Annotated in this window: 19 protein-coding genes; 11 read left to right on the forward strand and 8 right to left on the reverse strand. The window is 61.6% G+C overall.

Going from position 1 to position 20150, the window contains the following annotated elements:
* Positions 1-93 precede the first annotated feature (93 nt).
* Entirely contained in the window at positions 94-1575 is a 1482-nt protein-coding gene (gene gltX, locus GHN92_RS15495; protein ID WP_095002717.1) for a glutamate--tRNA ligase, read from the reverse strand.
* A gap of 202 nt (positions 1576-1777) precedes the next feature.
* On the opposite strand from gltX, the gene GHN92_RS15500 reads away from it, so the two are divergent.
* The 11 genes from GHN92_RS15500 (at position 1778) to GHN92_RS15550 (ending at position 11414) form a co-directional block, all read left to right on the forward strand.
* Positions 1778-2728, forward strand: a complete 951-nt coding sequence (locus GHN92_RS15500) for a 2-hydroxyacid dehydrogenase (RefSeq protein ID WP_153380540.1) — start codon at positions 1778-1780, stop codon at positions 2726-2728.
* A 14-nt stretch (positions 2729-2742) separates the two neighbouring features.
* A complete protein-coding gene (locus GHN92_RS15505; protein WP_095002719.1) occupies positions 2743-4068 on the forward strand; it encodes an Nramp family divalent metal transporter in 1326 nt (441 codons plus the stop codon).
* 70 nt (positions 4069-4138) lie between these two features.
* Complete coding sequence (locus GHN92_RS15510) at positions 4139-5089, forward strand: siderophore-interacting protein (protein WP_153380542.1); 951 nt, start codon at positions 4139-4141, stop codon at positions 5087-5089.
* Positions 5090-5280: 191 nt separating this feature from the next.
* Positions 5281-6480 (forward strand): PepSY domain-containing protein, encoded by a 1200-nt coding sequence (locus GHN92_RS15515; RefSeq protein ID WP_095024078.1) that lies wholly within the window; start codon positions 5281-5283, stop codon positions 6478-6480.
* Positions 6477-7016, forward strand: coding sequence for a thiamine pyrophosphate-binding protein (locus GHN92_RS15520; RefSeq protein WP_095002722.1), 540 nt, complete (start codon positions 6477-6479; stop codon positions 7014-7016). The genes GHN92_RS15515 and GHN92_RS15520 overlap by 4 nt, the downstream gene beginning before the upstream one ends.
* Positions 7016-7351, forward strand: coding sequence for a hypothetical protein (locus tag GHN92_RS15525; protein ID WP_095002723.1), 336 nt, complete (start codon positions 7016-7018; stop codon positions 7349-7351). The genes GHN92_RS15520 and GHN92_RS15525 overlap by 1 nt, the downstream gene beginning before the upstream one ends.
* The gene (locus GHN92_RS15530) at positions 7348-7902 is read left to right on the forward strand and encodes a DUF6162 family protein (protein ID WP_095002724.1); all 555 of its coding nucleotides are present in this window, start codon (positions 7348-7350) and stop codon (positions 7900-7902) included. The genes GHN92_RS15525 and GHN92_RS15530 overlap by 4 nt, the downstream gene beginning before the upstream one ends.
* A gap of 34 nt (positions 7903-7936) precedes the next feature.
* Positions 7937-8878, forward strand: coding sequence for a metal ABC transporter substrate-binding protein (locus GHN92_RS15535; RefSeq protein ID WP_153380544.1), 942 nt, complete (start codon positions 7937-7939; stop codon positions 8876-8878).
* Positions 8875-9630 carry a metal ABC transporter ATP-binding protein gene (locus GHN92_RS15540; protein WP_095018971.1) on the forward strand — a complete coding sequence of 252 codons (756 nt, stop codon included), beginning with the start codon at positions 8875-8877 and terminating at the stop codon, positions 9628-9630. The genes GHN92_RS15535 and GHN92_RS15540 overlap by 4 nt, the downstream gene beginning before the upstream one ends.
* Complete coding sequence (locus GHN92_RS15545; RefSeq protein WP_095018972.1) at positions 9627-10526, forward strand: metal ABC transporter permease; 900 nt, start codon at positions 9627-9629, stop codon at positions 10524-10526. Before GHN92_RS15540 ends, GHN92_RS15545 begins: the two co-directional genes overlap by 4 nt.
* Complete coding sequence (locus tag GHN92_RS15550) at positions 10527-11414, forward strand: metal ABC transporter solute-binding protein, Zn/Mn family (protein ID WP_153380546.1); 888 nt, start codon at positions 10527-10529, stop codon at positions 11412-11414. It begins immediately after the preceding gene.
* On the opposite strand, the gene lipA is transcribed toward GHN92_RS15550, so the two are convergent.
* The 7 genes from lipA to GHN92_RS15585 form a co-directional block, all read right to left on the reverse strand.
* Positions 11392-12429 (reverse strand): lipoyl synthase, encoded by a 1038-nt coding sequence (gene lipA, locus GHN92_RS15555; protein WP_256666472.1) that lies wholly within the window; start codon positions 12427-12429, stop codon positions 11392-11394. The two genes, GHN92_RS15550 and lipA, sit on opposite strands and share 23 nt — an antisense overlap.
* Positions 12430-12454: 25 nt before the next feature.
* Entirely contained in the window at positions 12455-13708 is a 1254-nt protein-coding gene (gene glyA / locus GHN92_RS15560) for a serine hydroxymethyltransferase (RefSeq protein WP_153326524.1), read from the reverse strand.
* A 49-nt stretch (positions 13709-13757) separates the two neighbouring features.
* Positions 13758-14135: a glycine cleavage system protein GcvH gene (gene gcvH / locus GHN92_RS15565; protein WP_133144960.1), complete on the reverse strand. Its 378-nt coding sequence runs from the start codon at positions 14133-14135 to the stop codon at positions 13758-13760.
* A 423-nt stretch (positions 14136-14558) separates the two neighbouring features.
* Positions 14559-16088, reverse strand: coding sequence for a sigma-54-dependent transcriptional regulator (locus tag GHN92_RS15570; RefSeq protein ID WP_095002732.1), 1530 nt, complete (start codon positions 16086-16088; stop codon positions 14559-14561).
* Positions 16089-16173: 85 nt separating this feature from the next.
* Positions 16174-17583, reverse strand: a complete 1410-nt coding sequence (gene cycA, locus GHN92_RS15575; protein WP_153380548.1) for a D-serine/D-alanine/glycine transporter — start codon at positions 17581-17583, stop codon at positions 16174-16176.
* 392 nt (positions 17584-17975) lie between these two features.
* Positions 17976-19301, reverse strand: coding sequence for an ATP-binding protein (locus tag GHN92_RS15580; protein ID WP_095002734.1), 1326 nt, complete (start codon positions 19299-19301; stop codon positions 17976-17978).
* On the reverse strand, positions 19298-19981 hold the full coding sequence (locus tag GHN92_RS15585) for a response regulator (RefSeq protein ID WP_095002735.1): 684 nt from the start codon (positions 19979-19981) through the stop codon (positions 19298-19300). The genes GHN92_RS15580 and GHN92_RS15585 overlap by 4 nt, the downstream gene beginning before the upstream one ends.
* Between the last annotated feature and the right edge of the window lie 169 nt (positions 19982-20150).

Raw genomic sequence — 20150 nt, forward strand, 5'->3', positions numbered from 1 at the left:
TGATCCGGCTTAACGCCATGCTGCGCGACGGCACAGCATGGCGAACGTGAATGACTGGGCAAGACAGTTGCTGCTACGGTTTTTTACGCCCTGTTAACCAATCGCGTTAAACAGCTTTTCCCACTCTTTGTTTTCTTTCTTGGACACGCCACCCAGCAGGTCCAGCGCCTGACGCAGACGGAAACGGGTCAGGTCCGGCCCCAGGATTTCCATGGCGTCCAGCACCGACACAGAGCTGGCCTGCCCCGTGATCGAGGCAAACATCAGCGGCATGGCATCACGCAGCTTCAACTCCAGGCTTTCAACCACGGCCTGGATGCTGCCGGTGATGGCGTCCTTTTCCCACTGACGCAGGCTTTCCAGCTTCCACAGGATCAACTGCATCAATTGACGCACTTGCTCGTTGGACAGCTTCTTGTGCTCAAACAGCTTGGCATCCAGTTGCAGGCCGCCGGAGAAGAAGAACCCGGCCAGCGGTGCAATCTGGCTGAACGTCTCGACACGGCCCTGTACCAGCGGCGCGATTTTCATCATGTACTCGGGGTTCAGCGCCCATTGCTGTACGCGGCTGGCGAACTCGTCCAGCGGCAAATCACGCAGCCATTGGCCATTGAGCCAGGACAGCTTTTCAACGTCGAAAATCGGCCCGCCCAGCGATACACGGCTCAAGTCGAAGTTGTCGACCATTTCCTGCAACGAGAACTTCTCGCGCTCGTCCGGCATCGACCAGCCCATGCGACCCAGGTAGTTGAGCATCGCTTCAGGCATAAAGCCCATGCGCTCGTAGAACGTCACCGAAGTCGGGTTCTTGCGCTTGGACAGCTTGCTCTTGTCCGGGTTGCGCAGCAGCGGCATGTAGCACAGCTGCGGTTGTTCCCAGCCGAAGTATTCATACAGCAGGATCAGTTTGGGTGCCGATGGCAGCCACTCTTCGCCACGCAGTACGTGGGTGATGCCCATCAGGTGATCGTCGACCACGTTGGCCAGGAAGTAGGTCGGCAGGCCATCGGTTTTCATCAGGACTTGCATGTCCATGCGGTCCCACGGGATTTCAACGTCACCGCGCAGCAGGTCCGGCACCACGCAGACGCCCTCGGTCGGCACTTTCATGCGGATTACGTGAGGTTCGCCAGCGGCCAGGCGTTCAGCCACTTCTTCCTTGGACAACAGCAGCGCACGACCGTCGTAGCGCGGGGTCTCGCCCTTGGCCATTTGCTCGGCGCGCATCTGGTCCAGCTCTTCACTCGTGCAGAAGCACGGGAACGCATGGCCCATATCCACCAGTTGCTGGGTGTATTTCTTGTAAATGTCGCTACGTTCGCTCTGACGGTACGGGCCGTGCGGGCCGCCGACGTCCGGGCCTTCACTCCAGGTGATACCCAGCCAGCGCAGGGCATCGTAGATCTGCTGCTCGGACTCGCGGGTCGAGCGCAGTTGGTCGGTATCTTCGATCCGCAGGATAAATTCGCCGCCATGCTGCTTGGCAAAGCAGTAGTTGAACAAAGCAATGTAAGCGGTGCCGACGTGGGGGTCGCCGGTAGGCGATGGCGCAATGCGCGTGCGAACGGTGGTCATGGGCGGTCTCGAAGTGAAGATAAAACAAAGGGCGAATGGTAACAGGCCGACCCGGCCCGGCTCCAGTACAGGACTCAGCCCGGCCGCCACACGGTTGAAAAAAGCTGTAATAGAGCGTTTGTATCGAATTGATACGGGGAAAAACAGCCTATACCGGTGTTAATCTCGGCTCATTCCCGACATCCCCTGGCTGGAGAGACCTATGCCCCACGTTGTGCTGGTGCTGGTAGAGAGCGTTAACGATTACCTGCATATGCTGGAGAATCAGGGCTACGAGTTGATCCTTGCGCCCACCCCCGCCAGCCGCGCCGAAGCCATAGCCCGACACGGCGCCCGCATCGACGCCGTGCTGACTCGCGGCCCGCTGGGCTTGCAGGCCGATGAAATGGCCGCCCTGCCCCTGCTCCGAATCATCTGCGTGATCGGCGCCGGCTTCGAACAGGTCGATTTGCAGGCCGCCAGCAACCTGGGCATTACCGTGACTTTTGGCGCCGGGGCCAATGCTTCATCGGTTGCCGACCACGCCATGGCGCTGCTGTTGTCCGTGGTGCGCGGCATCCCCCAGGCCGACGCCAGCATCCGCCGCAATGAATGGGTCAAGGTGCGCCAGCCGTCACTGTCGGGCAAACGCATGGGCATTATCGGCCTCGGCGCCATCGGCGCTGCCATCGCCAATCGTGCGGCCCACGGCTTTGACATGAGCATCCGCTACCACAGCCGCCAGCCGCACCCCGACTCGCCCTACACCTACTGTGCCAGCGTGCTTGAGCTGGCCGCTGCGGTGGATTTCCTGATGATCGCCACCCCCGGTGGCAGCGCCACCCATCACCTGGTCAACGCCCGTGTGCTGGACGCCCTGGGCAGCGAGGGCTACCTGATCAATATTGCCCGCGGCAGTGTGGTCGATACCCAGGCGCTGATCAGCGCCCTGACCGCCGGCAAAATCGCCGGGGCCGGGCTGGATGTGTTTGAAGACGAACCCCTGGTACCCGACCCGCTGAAAACCCTCGGCAATGTGGTCATGACCCCGCATGTAGCGGGCCAGTCACCCGATGCGGTCGAAGCCACGGTGCAATTGGTGGTCGATAACCTGCGGGCGTTTTTTGCCGGCAAACCCGTTCTCACCCCGGTGCCATTGCCCCACCCTGCCTGACCCGGAGCCTGCGCTTGAAATTCCGCCTGCCAACAACCGCCACTGCGCCCTTCTGCCCCTCCGAAGTCAGTGGCAGCGTGCCCGTCGACGCCAGCGCGCCGTTTTTCAGGCGCGTGCTGCGCTTTGCCGGGCCCGGCCTGCTGATCAGCATCGGCTATATGGACCCCGGCAACTGGGCCACCGCCATCGAAGCCGGCTCACGTTACGGCTACCACCTGCTGTTTGTGGTACTGCTCGCCAGCCTCGCGGGCATGGCCGTGCAATGCCTGTGTTCGCGCCTTGGCATCGCCACCGGCCGCGATCTGGCGCAGCTGTGCCGTGAGCGCTACAGCAAGCGCTCGGCGCGGGTGCAATGGCTGCTGGCGGAAATCTCGATCATCGCCACCGACCTGGCCGAAGTACTCGGCTGCGCGCTGGCGTTCCATCTGCTGCTGGGCTGCTCGCTGACCACCGGCATCGCCCTCACTGCCTTCGACACCTTGCTGGTGCTGGCCTTGCAAGGGAGGGGATTTCGCCGACTTGAAGCGATCATGCTGGCGCTGGTGATGACTATCGTCGGTTGTTTTTTTGTCGAACTGGTACTGATCAAACCTTACTGGCCCGACGTGTTCGAGGGCTTCAAACCGTCACTGTCGGCCATTAGCGACGCAGCACCGCTGTACATCGCCATCGGCATCATTGGCGCCACCGTGATGCCGCACAACCTGTACCTGCACAGCTCCATCGTCCAGACACGCCTGACCGGCAGCGACTACGCCAGCAAACTGGATGCCGTACGCCTTTCACGCATCGACACCATCGGCTCCCTGGCCCTGGCGCTGCTGGTCAATGCCGCCATCCTGATCCTCGCTGCGGCCGCTTTCCACCAGACCGGCAATACCGACGTGGTCGAGATCCAGGACGCCTACCGCATGCTCGACCCGCTGGTGGGCGGAGCCATGGCCAGCATCCTGTTCGGCGTGGCATTGCTGGCCTCGGGGCAAAGCTCGACATTCACCGGCACCATTGCCGGGCAAGTGATCATGGAGGGCTATCTGAACCTGAAGATTCCCTGCTGGCAACGGCGCCTGATCACCCGCGGGCTGGCGCTGGTGCCTGCATTCCTGGGCGTGTGGCTGATGGGCGACGATGCGGTGGGCAAGCTGCTGATCCTCAGCCAGGTGGTACTCAGCCTGCAACTGCCCTTTGCCCTGTACCCGCTGATCCGCATGACCAGCGACAAACGACTTATGGGCCCGTTCGCCAACCGACTGCCGACGCGGCTGCTGGCGTGGTTTCTGTTTGCAGTCATCAGTTGCGCCAACCTGTGGCTGATTGCACAGATCGGGTTCGGCGCCTAACCCCCAGCCCCTTAAATTCGGCGCGCAATGGCTCGTTATACAAGACGACTCCTGCTATTGAGGTGCTGTTATGTCCACCGCTGCCACCCTGGTGCAAAACCTGCGCAATCGTCTGAGCAAGCCTGCGGGATATCGTCTGTTCGATATCCAGCTCAAGCACCGCATCACCTTGAGCCCGTCACTGACGCGCTTTGTGTTCAGCGGTAGCGATGTGGCGCTGATGCGCACCCTGGCACCCGACCAACGGGTCAAGCTACTGTTCCCCAACGCCAACGGCGCCACCGCCAACCTGCCCAAACAGAGCGACTGGCGAGCGCCCCTGCGGGATATGAGCCCCGAGTCAGTGCCACCCATGCGCTCCTACACCCTTCGCAACCTGCGCACAGAGGCCGGCGAACTGGATATCGACTTCGTCCTCCACGGCGTCACCGGCCCCGCCACACGCTGGGCTAGCCAGGCCAGGGCGGGGGATCGCCTGCAGATCGCAGCGCCCAATGCAGCCTGCACCGACGACCCCGGTGGCTATGAATGGCAGCCACCGCAAGGCATGCGCAAACTGTTGCTGATCGGCGACGAAACTGCGCTGCCAGCCATTGCCGGCATCCTTGAAGAACTTGCCCTGCACCCCGACACCCCCCAGGTCCAGGCCTTTATTGAAGTTCCTCAAGAAGCCGACTGCCAGCCCTTGCTCTGTGGCCCGAACACCAAGGTGCACTGGTTGCCGCGTGCCAGCCTGGGCAAACAGCATGGCGATGGCATGCTCCTGGCCGCCCGCGAACTGGCCAGCCTGCCGCCCAGACGCATGCAGGCCCGGGCGTGCGCTGAACTGCAAGAGCTGGATCTGGATAACCAGCGCCTGTGGGATCGGGCCAGCGCCAAACACAATGAGTTTTATGCCTGGGTAGCCGGGGAATCGATGGCGGTGATGGCGATCAGGCGGTTTTTCGTCCATGAGTGCGGCATGGACCGTTCGGGCCTGACCTTGATGGGGTATTGGAAGCAGGGTCGGTCGCTAGGGTGATACTGGCCCTTGTAGCAGCTGCCGAACGCAGCCTCGCTCCGCTCGTCAGCTGCTACAGGCGAATGAGAACAAGAAACAATTTTTTACATATCTAGCTTCGGGTTTTGCTCTTCTCATCCGTCCTACATGGATAAGCAGTCGCTTCTCAATGGCGATTACACACCCGCCCCGCCGCGAGTTTGCCGTTTCCCATGTCCAAAAAATCCCGTTCAAAACTCTGGTTCCTGGTTCACAGCTGGATGACCCTGCCCATCTGGTTCTTTGTGCTGATTGTCTGCGTGACCGGCACGCTGGCTGTGGTCAGCCAGGAGATCGTCTGGCTGGCCACCCCCGAGGCCCGTGCCACACAACCGGCCGATGATGCACCCCTGCTGACTTACGAGCAGGTACTGAGCGCCATTCACAAGGCCGAACCGACGCTGGCCGTACAGTCGATCAGCCGCCCGGACGAGTCGCACTTTGCCCTGGTGGCCAGCGTGGTGTACCCGGACGGCCGCTCGCCATCGTTGTATATCAGTCCCTATACCGGGGTGATCCAGGGCGAAAGCCCCAGCTTTGACTTCAAGGCCTTTACCCGCGCCCTCCACGGCTGGTGGCTGGTGCCCTTTACCAACGGCTATAGCTGGGGCTGGTACCTGGTGTCATTCCTCGGCCTGCCGCTGCTGGCATCGCTGATCACCGGGCTGGTGGTCTACAAGAAGTTCTGGAAAGGCTTTTTCAAGCCCAACCTGCGCTTCAAACACGGGGCGCGGATTTTTTGGGGGGATTTTCATCGCCTGTGCGGCATCTGGTCGATCTGGTTTATTGCGGTGATTTCCATCACCGGCCTGTGGTTCCTGATCCAGGCTTTCATGTTCGATAACCAGATCTCCATCTCGACCGCAGGCAACCCGCCGGTTGTGGCCCGCCAGGATGTGCCGATTATGCCGGACGGCAAGCCAGCACCGCAGATCAGCCTCGATCAGGCGGTCAAGATTGCCGCCGACAACATCCCGGGGCTGGAAGCCAGCTTTGTCAGCCTGCCGAGCAATGCCTACGGGCATATCGAGGTGGGCGGCCCGGGCTGGTACCCGCTGCTGTTCCAGACTGCCGACATCAACCCGTACAACGGCGCAATCGAAGGCTCACGGATGATTGCCGACCGCTCCGGGCTGGAGCTGGTGACCGAGTCCATGCGCCCGCTGCACACCGGCGATTTTGGCGGGTTGTGGGTCAAGCTGATCTGGTTCTTCTTCGGCCTGATTCTCAGCATGATGGTGTTGAGCGGCCTGTTGATCTGGACCAAACGGACGGCCCTGGCCACCGCCAATGCCCTCAAGCGCAGCGAAAAACCCCGGCGGGCAGCCGCCGTCTCGGCGCATAAACCACAGCACGAAGAGGCCAATGTATGAGCAAGGCAGCGGCTGCACAGCCTGCGTCCACCCTGAGCCGGCTGTGGCACAAATGGCGCTTTCACATCAATGTCCTGCTGTTACTGGTCCCGCTGGGCTTTATGCCCAAGTACTTTGCCGACGCTTCCCTGTTTCGCGGCGACAGCGGCCTGGGCGAGCGCGACATCGGCACCGTGCAGGTCGGCCCCTGGAGCCTGCAACTGGCCGAGTTGCGCAACGAGGCCCCGCGCCCCGATGGCCCGGCAGGTTATATGAAAAGTTTTAACGCGGCCCTGTGTGACACCTGCATCGATCAGGTCAAGGCCGCCTACCTGCGTATCGGCAAACCGCGCAGCCTGCGCGCCGCCGGGGTGATTTTCTTCGGCACGCCTTATCGCATGGGCGCCACCCTGCCCATCCCGGAACGCACCAAGGCCGATGCCGAGCTGTGGATCACCCTCGAAGGGTGGGACGGCTCCATGCACCAGGCCGCCATTCCCCTGAGCCAGGCCTCACCGGCAACCCTCGCCTGGCTGGCCCAACGAGGAGCGAAATAATGCATGCGCGCCTGTTTAAAACACCTGCCCTGGCAACGGCCCTGATCGCCTTGATCGGCGTTTGCAGCCAGGCACAGGCCCACAACCCGATGTGCGAATGCAAGGCCATTGAAGACGGACAAATCCGCTGCACCGGCGGGTTTTCTGATGGCAGCGGCGCACCGGGGGTGACCCTGGACGTGATCGGCTACGACGAAACCATCCTGGTACCCGGCAAGCTGGGGGCCGATTCGACCCTGACCTTCAAACGTCCGGATGCCGAGTTTTATGTGCTCTTCGACGCCGGCCCCGGCCATATCGTTGAAATCGACCAAGCCGATATCGAGGCCCCATGAGTACTCAAGTCGTACGCCCGGCCGGGGCGGGGCATGAAACCCTGTATGTGCTGCTGTTGTGCCTGCTGATTGTGACCGTGGCCGGCTCGGTGGTGGCCTGGCGTCATGAATCCAGCGAGGTGACGTCGGTGGCGGCCCATCAGCTGGATGCGCGCCGCGACCTGAATGCCGCCGAACAAGGGATCTATGCCGATCTGCGGGTCACCCTGGACGAAATCCTGCTGCTGCGCGAAGAGTCCGCCGCCCTGCCCCAACCCGCGCAACTGGCCGAAGAAGGCTTCGCGCCCTTTGCCCAAGACGCCAGTTCGGTGAGCCGTGGCAACCACGCCTGGCAGTTGCTCGGCGAGCAGGCGTACCTGGGCCTGAGCCCCAGCCCTGAAGTGGCAGGCTCGTTTCTGCTGCGCATTGGCGATCAACCGGACGTGTGGCTTAACCGCAATCCCGGCGCCAGTGTCCCTGCCGACCTTGACGATGCCGCCCTCAACCAGAGTGGCTGGCAACAAGTGATCGCGCAATTCGATGCCGGGGTTACCCGTCAGCACCGCCACTGAACCCACCGCTTGCCCTGAGAGAAGACTGCTCGCCATGTCGATTTCATCTGTATTGCGCCGCCGCACCTTGTTGCTGGCCAGCCTGTTCGCCCTTTGCCTGTCTCCCCTGGTCAGCGCCGACACCGCGCCCGCGCCCCTGGCCAAGCCGCTGCGTATCGGCATCACCCTGCACCCTTACTACAGCTATGTGAAAAACATCGTCGGTGACAGGGCTGAAGTGGTGCCGCTGATTCCGGCCGGGTTCAACCCGCACGCCTACGAGCCCCTCGCTGAAGACATCAAGCGCATCGGCACCCTGGATGTCATCGTGCTCAATGGTGTGGGCCATGATGACTTCGCCGACCGCATGATCGAGGCCAGCGAAAAACCGCAGATCCCGGTGATCGAGGCCAACCAGAACGTACCGCTGCTGGCCGCCACGGGTAACGCGGCACGGGGTGCAGGCAAGGTGGTCAACCCGCATACCTTTCTGTCCATCAGCGCCTCGATCGCTCAGGTCAACAACATTGCCCGTGAACTGGGCAAGCTCGACCCGGCCAACGCCAAGGCTTACACCGCCAATGCCCGCGCCTACGGCAAACGCCTGCGCCAGATGCGCGCAGATGCCCTGGCCAAGCTGACCCAGGCACCCAATGCCGACCTGCGCGTGGCCACGGTGCACGCGGCCTATGACTACCTGCTACGGGAATTCGGCCTGGAAGTCACCGCTGTGGTCGAACCTGCCCACGGTATCGAGCCCAGCCCCAGCCAGCTGAAGAAAACCATCGACCAATTGCGCGAACTGGATGTGAAGGTGATCTTCTCCGAGATGGATTTCCCGTCCACTTACGTCGACACCATTCAGCGCGAGTCAGGGGTCAGGCTGTACCCGCTGTCGCACATTTCCTACGGTGACTACAGCGCCGACAAGTACGAAAAAGAAATGACCGGCAACCTCAATACCGTGGTCCGGGCAATCCAGGAGGCCGGCGCATGACCGCCGCCGAACGCCTCTGCGTCACGGCCTGCGGGCCGGGGGTGGAGTTTGACCAAGTGTCGCTGACCCTGGGGCGCACGCCCATTCTCGATCATGTCAGCTTCAGCATCCGCCCTGGCAGTGTGCATGCCCTGGTAGGGCCCAACGGCGGCGGTAAAAGTTCGCTGATCAAGACGCTATTGGGGCAAATGCCCCATCAGGGTCGCCTGTGCCTGAACTGGCCCGGTGAGCCGGGGCTGATCGGTTATGTGCCCCAGGCACTGGAATTCGACCGTGGCCTGCCGATGACCGTCGATGATTTTATGGCCGCCATGTGCCAGCGTCGCCCGGCCTTTATGGGGTTGTCGCGCAAGGTCGCCCCGGCCATCGGCGAAGCGCTGGAACGGGTGGGCATGCAAGACAAACGCAAGCGGCGCATGGGCGCGCTGTCCGGCGGTGAACGCCAGCGGGTGCTGCTGGCCCAGGGCCTGATCCCGGCACCGCAATTGCTGGTGCTGGATGAACCCATGTCGGCCCTGGACGAAGCCGGTGCCCAGGTGTTTGAGCGACTGCTGACGGACTGGCGCCGGGCCGGGGTCACGGTGGTGTGGATCGAACACGACCTGGCCGCCGTCAAGCGCCTGGCCGAGCGTGTCACCGGGCTCAACCGCCAGGTGCTGTTCGACGGGGCTCCGGAACAAACCCTGAGCCCGGAACGTTTGCTCACGCTGTTTTCGACCCATCCCAAGGCTCACGGGAGCGCCCTTTCATGAGTTACGAAGCCTTCCGCTTGCTAGTCCAGGGCTGGGCGTCTGCCGGTTATCTGCCAGAAGTACTGGCGTATGGCTTTGTGGTCAACGCCCTGCTCGCAGGCTTGCTGATCGGCCCCGTGCTGGGTGGCCTGGGCACCCTGGTAGTGGTCAAGCGTTTTGCGTTTTTTTCCGAGGCCGTGGGCCATGCCGCACTGACCGGCGTGGCCATCGGCATCCTGCTCGGCGAACCCTACACCGGCCCCTATGGCAGCTTGTTCGGCTACTGCCTGCTGTTCGGGATTTCGCTCAACTACCTGCGCAACCGCACCGGGCTGGCACCGGATACGCTGATCGGAGTGTTCCTCTCGGTGTCGCTGGCCCTGGGCGCGAGCCTGCTGCTGATTCTGGCCGGCAAGATCAACGTGCACATCCTCGAAAACGTGCTGTTCGGTTCGGTATTGACGGTCAACGGTAACGACCTGCTGGTACTGGCTGTGGTCGGCGCGCTGGTGCTGGGCCTCAGCTTGCCGCTGTACAACCGCATCATGCTGGCCAGCTTCAACCCGCAACTGGCCGCTGTACGTGGGGTGGCCGTGAAGGCGCTGGACTACCTGTTCGTGATTCTGGTGACGCTGATCACCGTCGCCGCCGTTAAAGTTATCGGCGCGATTCTGGTCGGCGCCCTGCTGGTGATTCCTGCGGCGGCGGCACGATTGCTCAGCCAGTCGCTGAAGGGGTTTTTCTGGATCTCGGTGCTGATCGCCACCGTCAGCACCCTGTGCGGCATTCTGCTGCCCATCGTGTTTGACCTGCCGATCCCGTCCGGTGCCGCGATCATTCTGATGGCCGGCATCGCCTTCGCCCTCGCCGCCATCGCCCGTGGCGTGGTGCCCAGCCTGAAAGGGAATATTGGATAAATGTTCACTCTGCGCAAACTGACCCTCGCCCTGGCCCTCACCGGCCTGTTGAGCACCCCGGTGCTGGCCGAAACCACCGTACTGGCCAGCCTGCCGATTACCTTTGGGTTGAGCGAACTGCTGCTCAAGGACAGCGGCGTGAAACTGCAACGGGCAGCACCGGCCAACCTGCCGGGCAGCCGCCAGAGTGCCTATTTCAGCAGCCGTGGTGCCCCGGCCCTGCACTCGCTGGCCACAAAAGCCGATGCGGTGATCGGCCTGCGCTCCGTGTGGAGCGACGATCCGCTATACCCGATGGCGCGGCGCAGCAATATCCGCATTGTTGAAGTGGACGCGGCGCGGCCGGTGGACGGCAGCCTGCCGGGCATTGCCGTGCAACCAGGTGTTCATGTCGATGGCCTCAATAGCCAACCGTGGCTGACCAGCAACAATATGGGGCGCATGGCGGATGTGATCGCTGCCGATCTGGTGCGCTTGGCACCGGATGCCAAGCCGCAGATCGAAGCCAATCTGGCGAGCCTCAAGCAGCGCCTGCTCAAGCTCAGCGCCGACAGCGAAGCGCAGTTGGCCCAGGCGGACAACTTGAGTGTGGTGAGCCTGTCCGACCGATTGGATTACCTGATTGGCGGGTTGAATCTGGAGCGGGTCGAGGTCAATCACAAGGGTGATGAAACCTGGACACCGGAATCACTGCAAGGGTTGACCCAAACCCTGAAAAACAATGAAGTGGCGTTGGTGCTGGACCATCGCCAGCCTTCAGCCGAGGTACAAAAAGCCATTGCCGAGGGTGGCAGCACGCTGGTGGTAATCGGTGCCGATGGCACCGATCCCGTGACTGAGTTGCAGGGCAACTTTGAAGCGATCATCAAGGCTCTTGTTCAGAAGTAAACCCTGTACTTGTGGGAGCGGGCTTGTGGCACCCGGCTAAGCCGATGTGCCCCCCCTGCACCTGTTTATCCGCATGATAGGACGAGCGCACCAACGGCCCCGAGGCGACGTTTTTGAAGCCCATGCGCAACCCTTCTTCGGCAAACCAGGCGAAGGTGTCAGGGTGCACAAACCTCTGTACCGCCAGGTGGCTGCGCGAAGGTTGCAGGTACTGGCCCAGGGTCAGCATGTCGACCTCATGCTCGCGCATGCACCGCATCACTTCGATCACCTCTTCGTCCGTCTCGCCCAGCCCCAGCATCAGTCCCGACTTCGTCGGTACATGGGGCACCCGGTGTTTGAAGTTCTGCAGCAAATCCAGTGACCACCCGAAATCCGACCCCGGGCGTGCGGCTTTATACAGTCGCGGTACGGTTTCCAGGTTGTGGTTGAACACATCGGGGGGCTCCTGCGCAGTGATCGCCAGCGCCACATCCATGCGCCCGCGATAGTCGGGCACCAGGGTTTCCAGTTGCACACCGGGCGACAGCTTGCGGATTTCACGCAGGCAATCGACAAAGTGCTGCGCGCCGCCGTCGCGCAAGTCATCACGGTCCACCGAAGTGATCACCACATACTTGAGGCCCAGGTCGGCAATGGCAATCGCCAGGTTTTTCGGCTCGTCCCTGTCCAGAGGTTTGGGCCGGCCGTGCCCCACGTCGCAGAACGGGCAGCGCCGGGTGCAGATATCACCCATGATCATAAAGGTCGCTGTACCGCCCGAAAAACACTCGCCCAGGTTTGGACAGGCCGCTTCTTCGCACACACTGTGCAGCTTGTGCTTACGCAGCAGCGCCTTGACCCGTGCCACCTCGGGCGAGGTGGCAATGGGCACGCGGATCCACTCTGGCTTGCGCGGGATTTCTTCGGTGGGCAGGATCTTCACCGGGATACGCGCCACCTTCTCGGCTCCCCGCAGTTTTACCCCTGTCTGCAAGGGCTGCGGGCGGCCGGTAACAGGCAATGGTGCATTCATGACTTGGCTCCACACGGGTATGCATTCAGGCCGAATACACTGGAAACAGTGCGCACAGCTCGCCGACCTGACGGGCAACCCGGGCCTCGATCGCCGCATCGCCCGGATGGTCGAGGATGTCGCAGATCCAGGTGGCCAGCGCACGGCACTCGGGTATCTGCAAGCCACGGGTGGTCACCGCCGGGGTGCCGATACGCAGGCCCGAGGTCACGAACGGTGACTGCGGATCGTTGGGCACAGCGTTTTTGTTGACAGTGATATGGGCACGGCCCAGTGCTGCGTCGGCATCCTTGCCGGTAATGCCCTGGCGGATCAGGCTGACTAGAAACAGGTGGTTGTCGGTGCCGCCGGAAACCACGTCATAGCCGCGCTGCTTGAACACTTCAGCCATGGCCTGGGCATTCTTGATCACCTGGAACTGGTAGTCCCTGAAGCCTGGTTGCAGCGCCTCCTTGAAGCACACCGCCTTGGCAGCGATTACATGCATCAGAGGGCCGCCCTGCCCGCCGGGGAATACTGCCGAGTTGAGTTTTTTCTCCAGATCGGCATCAGCCCTGGCCAGAATCAGCCCGCCCCGCGGCCCGCGCAGGGTCTTGTGGGTGGTGGTGGTGACCACATCAGCGTAAGGCAGCGGGTTGGGGTACAAACCGACGGCCACCAGCCCGGCGACATGGGCCATGTCCACAAACAGATACGCCCCGACCTTGTCGGCAATGGCACGAAAACGCGGGAAATCCAGGGTCTTGGAGTAGGCCGAGAACCCGGCCACGATCATTTTGGGCCGATGCTCCAGGGCCAGGCGTTCGACCTCGTCATAGTCGATCAGGCCATTGGCGTCGGTGCCGTATTGCACCGCGTTGTACAGTTTGCCCGATGAACTGACTTTGGCTCCATGAGTCAGGTGGCCGCCGTGAGCCAGGCTCATGCCCAGAAGAGTGTCGCCTGCTTGCAGCAACGCCAGGTACACCGCCGCGTTGGCTTGTGAGCCGGAGTGCGGCTGGACGTTGGCATAGCCTGCGCCGAATAATTGTTTGGCGCGGTCGATGGCCAGTTGTTCGACCACATCAACGTGCTCACAGCCGCCGTAATAACGCTTGCCCGGGTAGCCTTCGGCGTATTTGTTGGTCAGCTCGGTGCCCTGGGCCTGCATTACTTGCGGGCTGGTGTAGTTCTCCGAGGCGATCAGCTCGATATGCTCTTCCTGACGTTGCGCCTCGCGGGTAATGGCGTCGAACAGGGCGGGGTCGAAATCGGACAGGGTCAGGCTTTTATGGAACATGAGGGATTTCCTTTTTATTAGAGATTCAAGCAATGCCTGCGCGGCGATATCAGCCGTTTTCGGCAACAAAGGCGTCATAGGCCTGCTGGTCGAGCAGATCGTTGAAAGCCGACATGTCTTCGATGCAAATACGAAAGAACCAGCCTTCGCCCATGGGTGAGGCATTGACCAGTGCCGGGTCATCGGCCAGAGCCTGGTTAACGGCCACCACCTCTCCGGTGAGCGGCATGGTGATAGTGCTGGCTGCCTTGACCGACTCCAGCACGGCCACTTCGTGACCTGCCTCGAACGCCCCCAGCTCGGGTACCTGCACAAACACCACATCACCCAGTGCCTGCTGGGCAAAGTCGGTAATGCCAACGGTCAACTGGCCCGATGCTTCCAGGCGCAGCCATTCGTGTTCAGGAGTAAAACGCAGAGTGCTCATGGACTTTTCTCTTGTTATCAATGTGTCCTGGTGCAGGACGAACAGGCGCAACTGACAGGACAAGAGCAAAGGCAATGCCAAGTTTTAAAAAACCTTTAAAATCAATAAGTTAAAAAATAAGAACGCATTGTGACGAAAGCAGTGGAGTGAAACTGCTCCAGCTCTGGAGGGGGTCTGGCGGGTTGATCCCGCAAGGGCGGGGTCAGGATGGGCACGGAGCGAAATCATTCCACTGGAGCAGAATCACACCACTCGAACCAACGTACGCTACGCGCACTGAATGCAGCCGCTGAGGAGCTCAGCGGCTACAGGAAAAACTGCAACTGTGGGAGCGAGCCTGCTCGCGAAGGTCGTTCGCGAGCAGGCTCGCTCCCACAATAGGGCTCGATCTCCAACAGAGTATCTACCGTTCAGCGGTGCGGGTTACGAACGCGAGGTTATGCCGTATTTACGCAACCGCTGGCCAATGGCGGTATGCGACGTCTGCAGCCTGGAGGCCAACTGCCGGGTCGATGGATAGGCCACGTAGTAACGCTCCAGCAAGGTTTTTTCAAAGCCTTGCACCGCCGCTTCCAGGCTGGTCACTTCTTCGCTGGCCGCCTTTTGGCCGGTCAGCTCGGTACCCGCCAGTTCCAGATCCCCACAATCAATCACATCGCCCTCGCTGGTGGCTGCTGCGCGGAAGATGACGTTCTGCAGTTGCCGCACATTGCCCGCCCAGCGATTGCCCAGCAACAGCGGATGGGTCGCCACAGCCAGTTGACAGGGCGAGCGGTGAATCTGTTCGCAGGCCTGGCGCAGAAAGTGTTCGGCCAACAGCAGAATGTCCATGCCACGGTCGCGCAACGGTGGCACCAGCAAATTGAGGACGTTAAGACGGTAATACAGATCCTCACGGAAAGTCCCCTCCCTCACCATGCGCTCCAGGTCGCGGTGGGTCGCGCAGAGCACCCGCACATTGACCCGCACTTCGCGCTCGCCGCCGATACGTCGAAAGCAGCCGTCGCTGAGAAACCGCAGCAGCTTGGCTTGCAGGTACGGAGACATCTCCCCCACCTCATCGAGAAACACCGTGCCACGGTCTGCCAATTCCAGCAGCCCCGGCTTGCCGCCACGCTGGGCACCGGTAAAGGCCCCGGCGGCATAGCCGAACAACTCGCTTTCGGCCAGGCTCTCGGGCAGCGCTGCACAGTTCAAGGCCAGGAATGATGCGTCACGGCGGGCACTCATGGCATGACAGGCGTGGGCCACCAGTTCCTTGCCGGTGCCGGTTTCGCCCTGGATCAGCAGCGGCGCATCCAGGCTCGCCACTTTGTGCAGCCGCGTCTTGAGTTCTTCCAGCACAAGTGACTTGCCGAGCAATGCCTCCAGCCCTTCAGCCGGGTCGCGCAACAAGGACGCCAGCCGCTCGCCGATACGGCTCGGCGGATACAGGGTCAACAGCCCGCCCACCAGAACATCCCTGCCGCCGCTGATGGGCGTGGCATCGAGCAGCAGGTCGCGACCCTTGAAATTCACTTCGCACATGGGCAGGCGAAAGCCTTTATCGATCAGGGTACGGGCCAGGTCAGGGGCCGCGAACAGATTCGACAACGGCTCTCCGGTGGGGTCGCTGCCATAAAGATCCGTCAGCCCGGGGTTGGCCAGCAGCACGCAGCCGTCGGGATCCACCGCCATCACCGGATCGCTCATGGCGGCCAGCAAGGCCTCCAGTTGCAGGCGGCGGCGCTGGCCCGGGAGGATGTCCACCAGGTCCACAGCCTGCACCCCTGCTACCCCCAGCAAGGCGTGGTGGAGTTCCTCCAGCACTTTTTGCGACAGAGTGGGTGCATCGATATAGACATTCGGCGGGCTCATCTCCACCGCGTCCAGGTTGAGATTGCGCGCGCCCAGCAGCATCAGGATTTCCTGGGTGATGCCGACGCGGTCTTTGAAGGTAACGTGAATTCGCATGGCCTGGCACTCCCTGACAGCAAACAACGAGGGGCGGCACGCCCTGTGCCGCCCCCCGGGCAGAATCAATGTCGTGAAGCGGCCATCAGTCGGTCTGGCAAGCCAGGTCCGCAGCCTCCTGCTTGTTGCGCAGCACCGTGAGATAGCCCAGGCCCAGCACCACAAACCACACCGGCACCATGTACAGCGCCTGGCGAGTGTCATCTTCCAGCGCCAGCAAAGTCAGGATAAACACGAAGAAGGTCAGGCACACCCAGACCATGAACTTGCCACCCGGCATTTTGTACTTCGAGGCACGGTGCAGGTGATCGCGCTTTTTACGATAGGCCAGGTAGGACAGCAGGATCATGGTCCACACAAACATGAACAAGGTGGCCGATACCGTGGTGATCAGGGTGAAGGCCTCCATCAGGTTGGGCACCACATAAATCACCAGCGCGCCCGCCAACAGACAGATGCAGGAGAAGATCAGGCCATTGGACGGTACCGCACGGCTCGACAGGTTCTTGAACTTGCTCGGCGCGTCGCCATCCATTGCCAGACCGAACAGCATGCGGCTGGTGGAGAACACACCGCTGTTGGCCGAAGACGCTGCCGAGGTCAACACCACAAAATTGATGATGCCTGCGGCTGCGGGCAAACCGGCGAGCATGAACAGTTCAACGAACGGGCTTTTGTCAGCCACCACATCACGCCACGGGGTGACCGCCAGGATCGCAATCAGCGCAAACACGTAGAACATGATGATACGCAGCGGAATCGAGTTGATCGCCCGCGGCAGGTTGCGCTCCGGGTTTTTGGTCTCCGCCGCAGTGGTGCCCACCAGCTCGATGCCGACAAAGGCAAACACGGCAATCTGGAAACCGGCGAAAAAGCCCATCAGCCCATGGGGGAACATGCCGCCGTCATTCCACAGGTTGGCCAGCGATGCCGAATTGCCGGTGGGTGACTGAAACGCCGTGGTCACCATATACAGCCCGGTGCAGACCAGTGCGCAAATGGCCACGATCTTGATCATGGCAAACCAGAACTCCAGTTCGCCGAACATCTTCACCGTGATCAGGTTCAGTGACAGCAGCAACGCGACGCAGCCGATGGCAGGCAGCCATAACGGGATATCGGGGAACCAGAAATGGGTATAGCCGGAGATCGCGATCACATCGGCAATGCCGGTCACAATCCAGCAGAACCAGTAGGTCCAGCCGGTGAAGTATCCGGCCATGGGGCCCAGCAGGTCTGCGGAGAAGTCGATAAAGGATTTGTACTTGAGGTTGGACAGCAACAGCTCGCCCATGGCACGCATCACGAAAAACAACATAAAGCCGATGATCATGTAGACGAAGATGATCGAGGGACCGGCGAGGCTGATGGTCTTGCCCGAGCCCATGAACAGACCGGTACCGATGGCACCGCCAATGGCGATCAGCTGGATATGGCGATTGGACAGGCTGCGTTGCAGCTCCGGTTCCTGGGTATCAGGTCGGTGATTTTGCATGAATCATCCTCTTTATTGTTCTTGTACGGGGTCCCTGGACCAGATAAACATCATGTTTACCCAGAGCGGACAAAGGGACATGAGCACGTTCTGTGCCAGCACCGTACAAGAGGTCAAGCGGGCCGTTTATGCGCCGTGGAGTCTGTTTGTGTGTAATGGAATCACTCCACAAATAAGCGTTTGCGGGTGGTTCAGTGGAGCGCGGGTACTGTAAACCATGGTCCGACTGAAGTTGTAACGAAATCAGTACATTGGAGCGTATTCGTACCGTGGGCGGCCGAAAGTCGCTTTTATTGTGGGAGCGGGCTTACTCGCGATGGCATCACCTCAAACGACCTGCAAGGCCCCGTTGCCTGTATCGCGAGCAAGCCCGCTCCCACAGAGGATGCGCCTCAAGCGCTCCTTTTCAACGGCATGCGCAATTCAACCCGCAAACCATCGGGCTGGCTGTCGAATCTCAGTTCACAGCGGCAACGCTCGACAATCGCCTGAACAATCGCCAGGCCCAGGCCGCAGCCGTTGCTGTTGCCATTGCGCCAGAAGCGCTGGGTCATGTGTTGCAGGGTTTCGGCAGGGATACCGGGGCCGTGGTCACGGACCTGGTATTTAACCTGTGAACCTTCAACGGCCACGGTCAACTCCACCCGGGTGCCCGCCGGGGTATGACGCAAGGCGTTGTCCAGCAAGTTGCGCAGCGCAGCGATGGCCAGTACCGAAGGCACTTCAAGCGCCGTGTCCGGCAGGTCGGGCGGCAGCTGCAGGCAGATACGCTCACCATCGCCAGCCGCCGCATCGTGCACCGCGAAATGCGCCACCTGTGCGGCCGAACAATTGACCCCGTCGTCAAACGACAGGCTGCCCTCGACCCGCGCCAGCAACAGCAATTGCTCCAGGGTGCGGTGCAGGCGGTCGGCACCGGCCTCGGCATGGGCCAGTGACTGTTCGCGGGCCTCGCCGTCGGTCATGCGCGCCACTTGCAGGTGGGTCTTGATCGCGGTCAGCGGGCTGCGCAGCTCGTGGGCCGCATCGCCGGTCAGGCGGCGTTCACGCTCGATGGTCTTGGCGATACGGGCAAACAGCTGGTTCTGTGAATCGAGCAGCGGTTTCAGTTCGCCGGGCAACGGTGAAATGTGCAACGGCTGCAACGAATCGGCATCACGGCGCATCAGGGCATCGCGCATGCGATTGAGTGGCGCCAGCCCCTGGCCGATCCCCAGCCACAGCAGCAGCAAGCAGACGATCAATGCCATGCCCACCGGCACCGAGGCCGCCAGCAGCACCGACAGGTTCAAGGCCTCGCGCTCGACCTGGCGATCGGCCGTGGTGATACGCACATCGCCACGGTCCAGGGTGAAAGTACGCCAGGTCGCGCCATCGATGACCTGATCATGGAAACCCGCCGCCTGGGATTGCATCGGCTGGTCAGGGTTGTTGTGGCTGCGGGCCAGAACCTCGCCGCGCAGCGAACTGACCTGGCAGGCCATGCCGCCAGGTATGGTCAGTTGCTCGGCACTGAAATGGGTGCCCTCGCCCTTGACCGGCAATTGCGGCAGCTGCTCCAGCAACCCGGCGACCATGCGAGCCGAGGCCACCAGGCGCTGGTCGAGGGAGAACATCATCTGCTGACGCAGGTCGCTGAGCATCCAGGCTGCAGCCAGAGCCCACACCAGCACAAACGCCGAACCGATGGTCAGGCTCAGACGCAGACGCAAGCTCATCGTGCTTCGGACTCTGCGCTGTCGGCCGGGCCCAGGCGATAGCCCAGGCCACGCACGGTCTCAACGATACCGTTACCCAATTTGCGTCGCAGATGATGGATATGCACGTTCAAGGCGTTGCTTTCCAGCTCGTCGCCAAAACCATAGATGCTGTCCTTGAGTTGCTCGCTGGACAGCACCCGTCCACGGTTGTGCAGCAAGGCTTGCAGCAGCGCCTGCTCGCGACGGGACAAGTCCACCGGCTGGCCGCCCAGAAGGGTCACGCGGCTGCTGGGGTCGTAGGTCAGGCTGCCGTGCTCGATCAGGTTGACGCTGCGCCCGGCCACCCTGCGCAACAAGGTATGCAGGCGGGCAGCGAGTTCACGCAGGTCGAAGGGCTTGAGCAGGTAGTCATCGGCACCGGCCTGCAGGCCGTCGACACGGTCGGTGACCGAGTCACGGGCGGTCAGGATCAGCACCGGCAACTCAAGGCCCTGCTGGCGCAACTGCTGCAGCAGCTTGAGGCCATCTTCATCGGGCAGGCCCAGGTCGAGCACCATGACGTCGAACTCGGCAGCCTTGAGCATGGCCCGTGCTGCGGCGGCGGTACTCACATGCTCAACCGTCAGCCCCTGTGCCGTCAGCCCGGCCTTGATGCCGCTGGCAATCAGTTCGTCGTCTTCGCAAACCAGTACATGCATGCTGATACCCGCGTAAATAAGCCGATTAAAAGGTCATGGGATTAAGGCCCGATTATGCCTGGGCAAACCGTGGCTCGTGGCACTGTGCGCGGTGCGGATAGTGCCTATTTATGTAACGCACTCGCACTCCAATCCATCCCTAAGCTGGAGATCGCCTCGCCAACAACCT

Origin of the sequence: Pseudomonas sp. FSL R10-2964 (genome assembly GCF_009600035.1) — a bacterium.
Lineage (GTDB): Bacteria > Pseudomonadota > Gammaproteobacteria > Pseudomonadales > Pseudomonadaceae > Aquipseudomonas > Aquipseudomonas bubulae.